11 protein-coding genes are annotated in these 14125 nt (G+C 32.4%); 7 read left to right on the top strand and 4 right to left on the bottom strand.

Annotated features, from left to right (window positions below; all coding sequences use genetic code 11):
* Nucleotides 1-36: 36 nt before the first annotated feature.
* Nucleotides 37-678: an O-methyltransferase gene (locus tag IWX83_RS01870; RefSeq protein ID WP_073351922.1), complete on the bottom strand. Its 642-nt coding sequence runs from the start codon at nt 676-678 to the stop codon at nt 37-39.
* 81 nt (nt 679-759) lie between these two features.
* Here IWX83_RS01870 and rlmN point away from each other — a divergent pair, with 81 nt between their 5' ends.
* Nucleotides 760-1806: a 23S rRNA (adenine(2503)-C(2))-methyltransferase RlmN gene (rlmN, locus tag IWX83_RS01865; protein WP_196827242.1), complete on the top strand. Its 1047-nt coding sequence runs from the start codon at nt 760-762 to the stop codon at nt 1804-1806.
* A 41-nt stretch (nt 1807-1847) separates the two neighbouring features.
* On the opposite strand, the gene IWX83_RS01860 is transcribed toward rlmN, so the two are convergent.
* Nucleotides 1848-2702, bottom strand: coding sequence for a hypothetical protein (locus tag IWX83_RS01860; protein WP_073351926.1), 855 nt, complete (start codon nt 2700-2702; stop codon nt 1848-1850).
* A gap of 169 nt (nt 2703-2871) precedes the next feature.
* Here IWX83_RS01860 and IWX83_RS01855 point away from each other — a divergent pair, with 169 nt between their 5' ends.
* The 4 genes from IWX83_RS01855 to IWX83_RS01840 all read left to right on the top strand — a co-directional run bounded on the left by IWX83_RS01855 (nt 2872) and on the right by IWX83_RS01840 (nt 6928).
* The gene (locus IWX83_RS01855) at nt 2872-3849 is read left to right on the top strand and encodes a polyprenyl synthetase family protein (protein ID WP_196827240.1); all 978 of its coding nucleotides are present in this window, start codon (nt 2872-2874) and stop codon (nt 3847-3849) included.
* A 185-nt stretch (nt 3850-4034) separates the two neighbouring features.
* Nucleotides 4035-4595: an RNA polymerase sigma factor gene (locus tag IWX83_RS01850; protein WP_073351930.1), complete on the top strand. Its 561-nt coding sequence runs from the start codon at nt 4035-4037 to the stop codon at nt 4593-4595.
* On the top strand, nt 4582-5301 hold the full coding sequence (locus tag IWX83_RS01845; protein ID WP_073351932.1) for a hypothetical protein: 720 nt from the start codon (nt 4582-4584) through the stop codon (nt 5299-5301). The genes IWX83_RS01850 and IWX83_RS01845 overlap by 14 nt, the downstream gene beginning before the upstream one ends.
* Before the next feature lie 34 nt (nt 5302-5335).
* Nucleotides 5336-6928 (top strand): hypothetical protein, encoded by a 1593-nt coding sequence (locus tag IWX83_RS01840; protein WP_196827238.1) that lies wholly within the window; start codon nt 5336-5338, stop codon nt 6926-6928.
* Nucleotides 6929-6999: 71 nt separating this feature from the next.
* On the opposite strand, the gene IWX83_RS01835 is transcribed toward IWX83_RS01840, so the two are convergent.
* Nucleotides 7000-8079 (bottom strand): hybrid sensor histidine kinase/response regulator, encoded by a 1080-nt coding sequence (locus tag IWX83_RS01835; RefSeq protein ID WP_196827236.1) that lies wholly within the window; start codon nt 8077-8079, stop codon nt 7000-7002.
* Nucleotides 8080-8280: 201 nt separating this feature from the next.
* Between IWX83_RS01835 and IWX83_RS01830 the strand changes: the two genes are divergently transcribed.
* Together IWX83_RS01830 and IWX83_RS01825 are read left to right on the top strand one after the other, a co-directional pair.
* Nucleotides 8281-9060, top strand: coding sequence for a response regulator (locus IWX83_RS01830; RefSeq protein WP_073351938.1), 780 nt, complete (start codon nt 8281-8283; stop codon nt 9058-9060).
* 124 nt (nt 9061-9184) lie between these two features.
* A complete protein-coding gene (locus tag IWX83_RS01825) occupies nt 9185-9349 on the top strand; it encodes a hypothetical protein (RefSeq protein ID WP_196827234.1) in 165 nt (54 codons plus the stop codon).
* A 902-nt stretch (nt 9350-10251) separates the two neighbouring features.
* Here IWX83_RS01825 and IWX83_RS01820 read toward each other — a convergent pair.
* On the bottom strand, nt 10252-13839 hold the full coding sequence (locus IWX83_RS01820) for a PAS domain S-box protein (RefSeq protein ID WP_196827232.1): 3588 nt from the start codon (nt 13837-13839) through the stop codon (nt 10252-10254).
* Nucleotides 13840-14125: the final 286 nt, after the last annotated feature.

Genomic DNA, 14125 nt, shown 5'->3' with positions numbered 1-14125 from the left:
CCTCAAGGCAGACTTTTTCTTCGATAATTGTTACAACTAGAGTACTCTGCTTACTGTCAATCCATCTCGAATAGGCAACAAGACGGTTTCTACTCTTGGATCATTTGCTAATAACTGATTGTATTCTACTAACACTTTTGTACTAAAATCTTTGGGATTTAAAGGTTCTAGAACTTTACCGCTCCACAAAACATTATCCGATAATATAATTCCTCCCTTATTCATTCTTGGAACAATCAATTCAAAGTAGTTCAGGTAATTCTCTTTGTCTGCATCAATAAAAACTAAATCGAATTTTTGATCAAGGGTCGGAATGATGTCAACTGCCTCTCCTAAATACTGAAATATTTGTGCTCCCCAAGGTGATTTGTCAAAATGTTTTCGTTGAAAATCCACTAATTCTTCTTTGATGTCGATGGTGTGAAGTGTTCCATTTTCCTGCATGCCTTCGCATAAACACAAGGCGGAGTACCCTGTATAAGTTCCAATTTCAAGAATATGCATCGGCCGAATGAGTTTAGCCAACATGCTCAAAACGCGACCTTGAAAATGACCGCTTAGCATTCTTGGCAGCAAGATTTTTTGGTAGGTTTCTTTGTTTAAGGCAGCTAGTAAAAGCGGTTCTTTTTCGGAATGTTGCTCGATATAATCTTCTAATTCTTGGGAAATGAAATGCATTATTCAATTTTTTTTCAATGGAGTACAAAGTTATCAAATTATCAAAACAACAAATCAACAAATTGTCATTAAATTTGCACCATGGAAATGGAGAAAAAAGACGTACGAGCCTTATCAAAAGAACAATTACGAGATTTTTTTGTTGCTAATGGCGATAAAGCCTTTCGTGGCAATCAAGTCTATGAATGGTTGTGGAGTAAAGGAGCACATAGTTTTGAGGATATGACTAATGTTTCTAAGGGAACACGAACGATGCTAGAAGCTAATTTTGTTATCAATCACATCAAAGTCGACACGATGCAACGCAGTGAAGATGGAACAGTTAAAAATGCCGTTCGGTTGCACGATGGATTGGTGGTTGAATCAGTTTTAATCCCTACAAATACCAGAACGACGGCTTGTGTTTCCAGTCAAGTAGGCTGTAGTTTAGATTGTAATTTTTGCGCAACAGCGCGATTAAAAAGAATGCGCAACTTAGAACCTGCTGAGATTTACGATCAGGTAATTGCCATAGATAAAGAAAGTCGGTTGTATTATAATCATCCCTTGTCGAATATTGTTTTTATGGGAATGGGAGAACCGCTCATGAATTACAACAATGTGCTGAAGGCAATCGAAATGATTATCTCGCCAGAAGGTTTGGGAATGTCACCAAAACGAATTATGGTATCGACTTCGGGAGTTCCTAAAATGATTAAAAAACTGGCTGATGATGACGTTAAATTCAAACTCGCTGTTTCTTTACACTCCGCTATTGACGAAATTCGTTCTAGAATTATGCCGTTTAGCACTAATTTTCCGTTAGCTGATTTACGCGAATCATTAGAATATTGGTACCGAAAAACCAAAAGCAAAATCTCATACGAGTACGTGGTTTGGAAAGACATCAATGATAATAAAGAATCCATTGATGCATTAGTAAAGTTTTGCAAATACGTTCCTTGTAAAGTCAATTTGATTGAATACAATCCTATTGATGATGGAGAATTTCAACAAGCTTCAGAAGAATCCATAAATGCCTACATCCAAGCGCTGGAATCAAGTGGAATTGTTGTGAAAGTAAGGCGCAGTCGCGGAAAAGATATAGATGCAGCTTGCGGCCAATTGGCAAACAAAGAAGCTGAATAAAGCAGGATCACTATTTTTAATATGCAATCCTGTTTTAGTTTTTATTTTTCTAATATAATTTCTGTAGCGACTCCATCAATCGTTAGTAGGGCTAAATTATCGCATGTTCCTTTGCCAAAGTCCAAGGTTCCTTCAGATTTATTTTTTGTGATTGTAAGAATGCCTTCTACGGGAAATATGGATTTACAGCGCAACACGTAACGCAGTGGTGTTGTGATCACACGGCTAATGGAAGTTCCATTTGGAAACAGAGTAGTGCTATTCCCTGTTACCAGAAAAATAGTGTCTTCCCAGCTAAGAGGCGTATTGTTACCTTCAATTATTTCTTTTGTTTTAGTACCTGTCCTAGTATAAATTTTTCCGTCTTCAAAAGTTATTTTCATATCAACGGTAAATATTGAGACAGGATGGACTACTGCAAGTAGTTTAGTAGTTTTTAGGGAATAACGGATGGATTTATTGCCCTGCAACAGTTTGCCATTGTGATAAAAATTATCAAAGCTATAGGATAAAGTCCTTTCTGCGGCATTAAAATCATTGGAAAATCGGATAATAATTTTTCCTTTTATACTGTTGCCGTTCGGCAGCGTGCAGTCTCCAGTACCAAAGTCGATTGTTCTCGTCCAAGAACCATTGGCTAATAAAGTTGTAATTGTTGCACAAGTAGGTAAAATACTTTTGATAGTGGTTTTAGTTTTGTTAGCAGTACTTTGTTGCACCGCATACTGATCTTCAACTATATTTATGATGTCATCTAAGGAAGCATCAATTTTAGAATCTACAGTAATATCTTTAACCGATAATGCAGCAGTATTTTCAATTTTATCGCTACTGTCACAACTACTGAAAAAATGTAGAGATAAAAAGGTGATGAGTATTATTATAGTTGTTTTCATGATAAAACCATTAAGTTAATCTATTAGTAATCAAAGTAATAATACAAATTTAGATTCTTAGCTTGCTAAATTTTTGTTTTTGTAATTTTATTCATCGGTAGTAAAGAATTCAATTCTAAGTGTAAAATAGATAACGTTCTTTTATTAAAAATAGTATCTTTGAACTCTAATGAATGTGACCTCTCAAATTAAACAACCTATTTTCGATGAAATGGAACTTTTTGAAAAAAAGTTCTACGAATCGATGACCTCCAATGTGGCGTTGTTAAATAGGATTACCTATTATATTGTAAATAGAAAAGGGAAGCAAATGCGGCCCATGTTCGTTTTTCTAACAGCTAAAATGGTTTCGGGAGGGATAATAAATGAACGAACCTATCGAGGCGCCTGCGTTATCGAATTGATTCACACCGCAACATTAGTTCATGATGATGTAGTAGATGACAGTAATCGAAGAAGAGGTTTTTTCTCCATCAACGCACTTTGGAAAAATAAAATTGCAGTTTTGGTTGGGGATTATTTGTTGTCCAAAGGATTGTTGCTTTCTATTGATAATGGTGATTTCGATTTACTCCGAATTATTTCTGTCGCTGTGCGCGAAATGAGTGAAGGCGAGTTACTCCAAATAGAAAAAGCCCGAAGATTAGACATCACAGAGGATGTATACTACGAAATTATTCGCAAAAAAACAGCAACCCTTATTGCTGCCTGTTGTGCCCTTGGAGCAAAATCAGTTATTGAAGATGAGGTTCAGGTAGACAATATGCGAAAATTTGGGGAGCTTATCGGTATGGCTTTTCAAATTAAAGATGATTTATTCGATTATACCGATGAAGCCATAGGGAAACCAACCGGAATCGATATCAAAGAACAAAAAATGACCTTGCCACTTATTCATGTTTTGAATACTACTACATCTAAAGAAAAGAGTTGGTTAATTAATTCCATCAAAAACCATAATAAAGATAAGAAACGCGTAAAAGAAGTTATTGCTTTTGTGAAAAACAATAACGGTTTAGTTTATGCGGAACAAAAAATGGTTGAATTTCAGCAAGAAGCACTTTTATTGCTGGATAATTATCCTGATTCCGAGTTTAAAGACGCACTGATCTTAATGGTCAATTATGTTATTGAAAGAAAAAAATAGAATCATTTTGTTATTCTGATGAAGGAAGAATCTCAGTAAACCCTTTTTTTTAATTTAATTTTATTGCTATGCAACCTTTTTGCATTGTAAATCGTCTATGCTAATAGAAGTCAGTTTCACTATCAAAAAATGAATTGCATAAGCAGTGAAAATATTGAAATTGAATTTTGCCATTGCATTTATTTATGAAAGTAATCAACTTACATCAAGAGGAAAATGAATTGATCCTGTTGGCTGTCGAAAACAATCGACAAGCACAACAGCAGATTTATACTCAATTTTCTCCAAAAATGTTAAGCGTTTGCCGCCAATATATAAAAGACATTCATCAGGCCGAAGATGTTATGATTACCGCTTTTATGAAAGTGTTTACAAATCTGCAGAATTTTCAGCACAAAGGAAGTTTTGAAGGCTGGATTAGAAGAATTATGGTCAACGAATGTATTTCTTTTATTCGAGTGGAGAAAAAGTTGAAATATGTTGAAGATGAAACTTATTTTGAAGAAAGTTTCAACAATACTGAAAGCCAATTTGCAATTGCTGACATTCAATTTTTGATAGACAGTTTGCCGGTCGGCTACAAAATGGTGTTCAATTTGTATGCTATCGAAGGATTCAAGCATCATGAAATTGCCAGTATGTTAGGGATTAAGGAAGGAACATCAAAATCGCAATTGTCACATGCTAGAAAAATGCTGCAAGCACAGATTAATACCTTAAAAAATTACGAGTATGGAACCGAATAAATTAGATCTTGAAATAAAACAGAAGTTGGAATTTAGAACTATTCAGCCCTCTGCACAAGCTTGGGATCGATTAGATGCTATGTTAGATTCTGCTGAAAAAACAAAAAGCAAACGCAATACTAATTGGATTTATATTGCTGCAAGTTTTATAGGTTTTCTTCTTGTATCTACTGTTTTTTTTAATGGAGTTGAAACTGTAAAAATAGATTCGACAGCTCCAATAGTTTTAGAAGAGAAATCAGACGAGAATAATTTGGAAAAACCAGAGATAGTAAATAAAGAGGTTGTGCAGCGCCAGATTCAAAAAGGAATAACGAAGGAGTATAAAGTTGTTGCTGAAAATAATACCGTGAATAAGCAGTCAAAGCAACTTACTAAAAAAGAAGAGAAAGTGTCAAACAGCAATCCATCACGAGCAAACGAATTTTTAGTCTCTGAAAATAAGAATTATGAATCAAGCAGCAGCAATAGATACGTTTCAGCAGAAAAATTATTAGCTGAAGTTAGTAACACTACGTTTGAACCTAACACAAGTAATAGATCAATTGAAAAAATCAGAAAAACTATTTCAATAGATCCAAATAGTTTGTTATCTAGTGCTGAAACAGAATTAAATCAATCATTTAGAGAATCGGCATTGGATAAATTCAACAAGAATTTTAATGCTATAAAAACAGTTTTAGTCAATAGAAATTACGAACAATAAATAAAAATCAATCATCAATCAAAAAACGAAAATCATGCAAAAAATTATTTTAATCACAGTAATTGTGTTGTTTTCTTTACTAAGTAAGGTAAACGCTCAAGGAGTAGATGCTATCAAAAACAGTTCAGACTGGCATTACAGGGGTTCAAAATCAGAAAGTTATGAAATGGGGCAAGTTTCAGGGGCTGAAAAAAACAATCAAACGGTTTACAAAATTAAATCGATTCAAAGTAAAACGAATGGTTTTGGTACTATAATGAAAACCATAAAACCGGATGCATTTTTAGGAAAAACAGTCAAAATGACTGCGTATGTAAAAAGTGAAAATGTAAAGTCATGGGCAGGGTTGTGGATGCGAGTAGATTATTACACTGCAGCAGTTTTAGCTTTTGATAATATGCAAAGAAGACCCATCAAAGGGACTAAGGATTGGACTAAGTATGAAGTGGTTTTATATGTTCCAACTGAGGCAACAGCTATTTCGTATGGTGTTTTATTAAATGAAACAGGACAAATTTGGTTTAAGGATCTAGCAATAGAAATAGTTGAGGACTCCCTTGAAGAAACCGGACAAAATAAAGGAAGAGACCATAAAGCAATTTCCTTTGAGACCAAAGCCAAAGCTATTAGTAACGAAATTAAAGCCATTACAGATAATGAAAAAAACGCCCTAAAAGTGGCTGTAGATTTAATTGATAGGGACTTAGAGAAGGGTGTAATTACTAAGGAGCAAGCAAGTGACCTTAAAATGGAGAAGGCAAAAATTCATGCTGCGGCCATTGAGGCAAAAGTGGGTGATGAACAAGCAAAGTTAAATCAATTGGTGCAAGATAAAGTTGATGGAAAAGTAGTAGATGAAAAGGATGATAGAAGCGGAGGTCGAACGATTATTCTAGGGAATAACCCAAATTCAATTGGTTCTCAAACCGAAATTAATATCACTTCCATGAAGGTTTATAATGGTCAGGAAGATAAGGAAGAGCGCCAATCAAAGCGAACTACTACGCAATTTGTACTCGCTAATGGATTGAATAATGTAGTGACCGATGGCTCAGTACAAAAATCAGATTTTAGGTATTTAGGCTCACATTTTTATGAATGGGGATTGACTTATAATACCAGAATTTTAAAAAATAACAATCTATTACACGCAAAATATGGATTTTCTGTAATGTACAATAATTTGCGAGCTTCAAATAATAGGTATTTTGTAGCGGATGGAAACCAAACAAATCTGGAGGCAAATCCAATTCGTCAGGATGATTCTCGTTTCAAGAATGTAAATTTAGTATTTCCAGTGCACCTAGAATTTGACTTCACAAAATCCAAAGAAAGAGATGGGAAGACCTATTTTAAAACACACGATAGTTTTCGTGTTGGTTTAGGAGGATACGTTGGTACAAATCTAAAATCGAAGCAATATGTAAAGTATGATAGTGATGAATATAAGTCAAGAGAAATAACTAAAGGTAATTTTAATGTTGATAGTTTTGTATATGGATTAAGTACTTATGTAGGATATAAAGCTACTAGTTTGTACTTGAAATATGACTTGAATCCTTTGTTTAAAGATAATGCTGTGAAGCAAAATAATGTTTCTCTAGGGTTGCGTTTTGACTTTAATTAAATTTTAAAAAGGAATTATAAAAGTTAAATATGTTGATGTTAAGGGAGCAATAACTTCATAAGTTAATGCTGTTATTCAGGAGATAAGGGAAGGAAAAGTGAAATTTTTGTTCCCTTATTTTCATTTGAAATAATACTGAAAACACCTTTTATCTTTTTTATTATAGTCTTACTTAAATAGAGGCCCAACCCCAATCCTTGTTGCTCTCTTTCATCACGATTGAATTGTTGCGCCGCATTTATGGTATTTAATTCTTTGGGACTGAACCCAATTCCAAAATCGCGGATGATCAATTCATAATAGGTGTCGTTATATTTTTCTCCAGAAATAATTATAATTGTATTGGTGGGCGAAAATTTTAAAGCATTGTCAATCAATTCAAAGAGTATGAAATTTAGGTTTTTTTTACTAATTTTTAAATTTGCTTTGTCAATTTCAAAAGTGATTCTATTTTCTTGATTTTTATAGGTAGTGAGAATTTTCTTTTTTGTTTTCCAAAATACATTTAGGATTTCACACTGTTCATTATCTGAAAAATTCAGTTCATTATTTTTTAAACTTTCATAAAGAATTAGGTTCTGCATGGTTCTATTCAAGCGTTCTCCAGATATTTTTATAGCATTATAAAAAGTTTTCCGATCTTCTTTTTCCAAATTATTTACGTTGTCAAGTAAGAGGTCTATGGAGCCTAATATGCCGTTAAGAGGCGTATTGACTTCGTGTAAAAAATATTTTTTTTCGCCCACATAAAGATTATTGTGAACATTTTTTATTTTCTGGAATCGATCAATTTTTGTTGCTATTATATTTAATAATTCTTTTGTTTTAAAGGGTTTTGATATAAAATCATCTGCTCCATTGAGCATGCATTTTCTCATTAGATTATTTTCCTTTTTTGCGGTCATAAAAATAAAAGGAATGGCTACTAAAGACTTATTCTCTTTTATTATTTCATGGAATTTTGTACCGTCCATGATGGGCATCATTATATCACATATTATTAAATCTGGAATCCAATACTCTATAATATCTAAAGCTTCTTGTCCATTGTTGGCAGATTTCACCTCGTAGTTTTTGTAGATAAGAAATTCAGTTATGGTTTCTCTGATGTTTAGTTCATCGTCAACCAAAAGTATTTTGTTTTTGTTCATAGGAATAAGGATAGGAATAGGTTGCTAGAAACCCCTTTTTAGTATGTAAATTTATAGCTTCAGTCGATAAAATAGATTTTGGATAAAGCGCTAATAAACCAATGTATAAAGGTATTTCAATTTTAATTTTAGTTCCAATAAGTGTAAATAATTTAAAAAAAAATAGCTATAATTTAAAATTGGATTAGTTAATTTCACGAAATGAAAAATCAAAAAATAAAAATAGTTTTAATTGAAGATGATTTAGTTTTAGGAAGTTTGATTCTGGAATTATTATTGTTGAATGATTTTATCGTTGATTGGTTCAAAGATGGTCAAGAAGCACTAAAACACCTTCAAAAAAAAGTGCCTGATATCATTATTAGTGATTTTATGATGCCAAATATGAATGGAGAAGAATTATTTTTAAGAATTCGAAAAGACAGTAAATACAATGCTGTCCCTTTTATAATAATTACCGCAAATATGGAGCAAGGGGTTAAATACCGTCAACTTAAAAATGGTGTAAATGATTATATAATGAAGCCATTTAAAGTAAAGGAGTTGATTTATAAAATTAATAATGTAATTGATTTTAAAAAAAATATTGAAAAGAAACTAAGTCCTGACCCATTCTCGAAAGTTACTATAAAGTTGTCTGAAAAAGATTTTATCACTTCAGTGAATACAATTCTATGTAAAAAATTAAAGTCTAAAGTTGATATTGATGAGTTGTCGAAAAAACTTTTTATCAGCAAGTCGACTTTGGATAAAAAAATCAGAAAGCATAGTAACAAAAATATAACCCAATATATAAGGGAGTATAAGCTTGATTTTGCAATTAAGCTCATCGATTTAGGAGAAAGAAATATTCAGTTTTTAGTCGATGAAACTGGCTTTAATTCCTTCTCTTATTTCACTACAAGTTTCAAAGCGTATCAAGGGATGACTCCATCTGATTATATTAAGTCTATTCAAGTGAACAATCTTCCGCAAGGCTAATAAATATCTCAAAATCAGTACCATTTTAAATTATTTCTTTTATTTTTTAATTTATTAGTCAAAACGGAATTAAACTCTTTTTAGGATTTTATATTTAAGCTATAATTCCATGAAAAAGTAAATTATGAACACTCCTCCTTCAGATAGTGATTGGGCTAAATTAGATATTTTGCTAAAAAATAAAGACGAGAATTTAAATAAAAAAATTAATCTCTGTGTCAGCGCAGTCCTCCTTCTTGGGGTGTTTATCGTAGTTTTTGCTTTTTTTATTGTCGCACTATTTAAGTAGCATCTCTGGTTTTTGTACTTGATCGACTTCATTTTAAGTTCAGTTTTACCAATATTACCAAAGGAATTATTTAGATAAATATGGTAAAATCAACTCCTAATCTATATTTTTTACCAACAAATTACTGGTTTTATTAATTGGTGATAAAAAGTAAATCGAAAATTTAATAAGCGAAATGCCGTCTTTATTTAATAGTATTTTGTTGCTATTTAAAATTATCACTACTTCTTTTTAACCTATCCCTTAAAATCTATGTTTAAGTCACGCCTTAATATACATTTGGCTCAAGATTTGGGGTTCTTACCGGACAGCTTACTTAAAATTTGTTAGGAGTAATAAGTTTTTATAATTAAGATTTGGTTGATTAATGTAAGCTGTTTTGGTAGGAATATTATAAGTTAAATGATGCAGCAACATGATTTTAAGTTTAGAAAACAAACATAATAATAATACGCCTAATGATTGTTTTTTTGGTATTGTAGAACAGAAACTATTAGTTTGTACTAACGGACCTAAAATAGGTTTAGACTTGAATCAAATAACCAACATTAGAATTACAAAAAGTAGAGTTCTGTCAATAAATGCTTTAGTGCTAGTTATTCTTTATTTATGCTGGTATGCAATACAAGTTTCTTATAAAATAAATTTCCCGTTGCAAAGTCTTTTCGCGGTACTTGTCCTTTTCTGTATTCGATTTTCTCTAACTCTTCGCTGGTATTCCTATAAGTTAGTACTAAACACAAAAGGTTCTGAGTTTTTAGCAATAACACTATCTAAAAAGCATATTTTCACGCTTATTCATTGCTTGACCAGTTTGTCAATAACAAATTAATTTGTGCTAAAGAGGAAGGTGTGCTTTCTAGCTCGAAATCAAAATTGTATTTGGACTAAAATAGTATTGATTAGCATTCGTTGGTATGATGCAGTGGAAATTCTAAGGTTATTTTTGTGCCTTTTCCTAATTTACTTTCGAGTTTCACAATTCCCGAATTTTTTTCAGTAAATGTTTTTACTATATAAAGCCCTAAACCAGTACCTTGAATCCCATCAGTATTCCTAGCTCTAAAAAAGGTGTTGAAAAGTTTATGCTGATCTATTTTTGGAATCCCGATACCAAAGTCAATAATTTCAACACTAACGGTAGTGTCTCTAGTAAAAAGAGAAAGGACGATGTCGCCAAATCCTTCAGAATATTTAAAAGCGTTATTTAAAACATTGAACAGCGCGTATTCCATTAGATTCCTATCTGCAAGAACAGGAAATAAATTTCCCTGAATGGCTGTTTTTACGGTTCGGCCATCTTTTTGATTGGAGTAACTGGTTTCAATTACATCCAAACAAACTTGCTTTAAGTCGAAAGGAATTGGACTAAAATTAGTCTTTCCTGAATCTTCTCTAGAAATAGTCAATACTGTATTCATTAGTTCGACAATGCGATCTATTTCATTGGTAATGGTGTATAAATGCTTTTGCAGTCGGTCAGAGTTTTTAAATGTTTGCCCTTCAGTATACATTTCTATTAATTCTGCACTTGTTCTAATAGTTGTCATCGGGGTTCTAAACTCATGTGATATGGTCGAAACTAAGTTGGTGCGTAACTCGTTTAGTTTTTGTTCCTGAGCCAGTGTTTTCTTAATAGATTCCTCTGCTTCTTTTTGTACAGTAATTTCTCTTGTTCCTGAATGAAAACTAACCGGGATTCCATTTACTTTAACTAAATTAGCTTTGGTTTCAAACCATACGTACTGTCCATTTGTGTTTCTATATCTAGTTTGTACGGTCACATCTTCCTTTTTAGTTAATAAAATTGAAATGTTCTCTTGTAGGTTTTCTACATCATCGGGATGTGTAAATGCTAAAGGTGATTTTCCTATTAAGTATTCAGGACTGTAGCCTAAAAGTTTGTAAACGGAGGGAGAGACATATTGAAAAGTAGTATCTAAATTATGCAAACAAACTAAATCAAGTGTGTTATCTGCCAAAAGTCGGTACCTGTTTTTAGCTTCATTAAGTTGGATTGCTTTATTTCTGAAATTTTCCTCTGTTAGTAATTTGTTTTCTGCTTCTATTTTTTTTCTTTCGGTAATATCTATAATCTGTGGAATATAATGCATAATTGCTCCTTCATTATCCCTTACTACTGATACAGACAAATGAACCCATACTATAGATTTGTTTTTATGGATGTATCTTTTTTCCACATTGAAATTTGGCGCTAAACCTAAAGTCAATCTTTTTTTATTGATTACATCTGCTTCTATATCATCTGGATGGGTCATCATTAGGCAAGTTAATTTTTTAAACTCTTCCTTAGAATAGCCTAATATTTCCCATGATCTTGCATTTGTTTCGATCCAAAAACCATCGAGATCTATAATCGCCATTCCTACAGCAGAATGTTCAAATGCCCCTTTAAATTTTTCCTCACTTATGCGTAATTCTTCACTAACTTTTTTCTTAGTGGTGATATCCGTTTGAGCTCCAATCATACGAATCGCTTTGTTTGATTTGTTTCGGATAATATAGGCCGTATCTATTAAATAAGCATAAGAACCATCAGATTTTAAATAGCGAAATTCATCGTACCAAGTTGTTGCTTTACTTTCAAGTGTTTTGTTGACGTTTTTAAGAACTCTTTCTAAGTCATCAGGATGAATCAGGTTATTAAATTCGGTTACTTTTAAAAAGTTATTTTTGTTATTTATTTTATGACCAAAAAGCTTCGTGTAATTTTCTCCAATTATAAGATTTTCAGATCTTATTTCCCAATCCCAAATTACATCAGATGTTGCTTTAGTGGCATAAGTAAAACGCTCATTGCTAATTTTCAACGCTTCTTCGGTGTTTTTTTGGTGGGTAATATTGTTGAAAGAACAAATTACATAAAGCAATTCCTGATTATTGTTAAAAATGGGTATAGCATCAACCAATAACCAAACCAAATCTTTTTTGGTTGGTCGATGAACCCCCATTACTATATTGTTGACTGGTTTTAAGGACTGTATGCACTGCGGTACAGGATGTTCTTCCGGTTTAAAGTTGGTGCCATTTTCGTGAATTACCTGCCAGTAGTCATTAAAAGAGGTCTTTCCTAAAAGTTGGTCTTGCGTAAGTCCAAGCATCTCGCAGGCAGCTAAATTATTTTCTAAAATTTCCGAGTTGGGTCCTTGAACCAAAATTCCTACGGCGGTATTATTTAAAATATTTTTGATTAATTCTCTACTTTGGATTATTTCCGCTTCTATGTTTTTACTTTCTGTGATGTTAACACTAAAACCAATCATCATTTTAAAACTTCCATCATCATTAAAAACGGGAGTAAATTTGCGGTTATGATAGGTTTTACCGTCATTTACTGCATGTAAAGTTTCCTCCCAGAAAGAGGTCTCTCTGTTTTGAAGTGTGGCGAGAAACCTTTCTCGACGACTCTTGGCAATGGAGGAATCTCTATTCAGGTGTGCTGCGTATTCAAAATCATCTTTCCCAATGATAAATTCACGAAGTTCTTTGTTTTTAATAGCAACAGGATTTAAATATTGGTATTTATGGTGGATATCAAAAACCACAACATCGGTTGGTAAACTATTCAATATAGTTTCGTAGAAATCTTTTTGTTGATTCAGTTTCTGTTCAGTTTCTATAAATTCTGTGATGTCCGTGCAGTTGCCAATATAAAAAGGTCCTTCATCCTTTTCAAATAATTGTACACAAGAGGAATGCCAAACATAGTGCCCTTTCTTGTGTAGTAATCTATAGGAAATTTGTTTGCTATTTTTTTTATTAAGAGTTATAGAATTGAAGTAGACAGTACACTTTTCAATGTCATCTGGATGGATAAATTGGGAAAAGTTTGTTCCAATAACTTCAATCAATTCGTGTCCCACAGAAGTTGTCCAATTTTTTGATACGTAAGTGAGCACTCCTTCTAAATTAATCTGATATAAAATCTCCTTTGAATTTTCTTCAAACATTTGAAATTTTATTCTATTGTGATTCTTGAGCGCTTGCAACTCTTGGTTCTTTATATTTAGCTGTGCTATAGATTCTATGCTGCTAACGGATTGTTTTATGATTTTTAAATCATTGCAGGACAATTCTCTGGACGTTTTATCTAATATGCAAAGTGTTCCTGTAAAAAGTTCAGATATAGTTATAGGAAAACCTGCGAAAAACTCAAAAAAGGGAACCGACTCAGTATGGTCAAGTGATTGATATCTGCAATCTTTTTTGATGTCAGAAATAAGTAAGACTTCATTGTTTTTTACTAATTCTTCAAAACAAATAATATCGTTTGGATTACTTAAAGTCTCCAAGCCAACCTTAGCTTGAATAGAATGATTTTCATGCTCACGGAATGTGATAAAAGCAGCTGAAATTATACCTATTTCGGAGAGAAATAATAAATTTTCTTCTAATTTTTTTTGGAAGCTAGTATTTAACAGCAAATTAGAATTTGCCTTTTTAGTCTTTGATAAAGGTTTTATTACCATAAAAAGGATTACTTATGAGGTATTAAATTAAACTACTGGTTTGGAAATCATTTGCAAATGAACGCATATTTAATTATAAATGAACCGTGATTAAAAAGGAAATTATGATTCTTGTGGAAATCAATCTTAAAAGTAAGTTTTTTAGCCTTAAATAATATTTAGAATTCAGGTTTAGTGCATTTTAGTTTCTTGAAACTATTGCGAAAGTAGGAAAGTGCAAGGATGTTTGATTTTATTCATTGTACGTATAATTTTGTCGCGCTAAACTTTGTAACTTTGGATTTCC

Source organism: Flavobacterium sp. CG_9.1 (assembly GCF_015751645.1).
Classification (GTDB): Bacteria; Bacteroidota; Bacteroidia; order Flavobacteriales; family Flavobacteriaceae; genus Flavobacterium; species Flavobacterium xanthum.
This window is presented reverse-complemented; position numbering and strand designations above follow the sequence as displayed.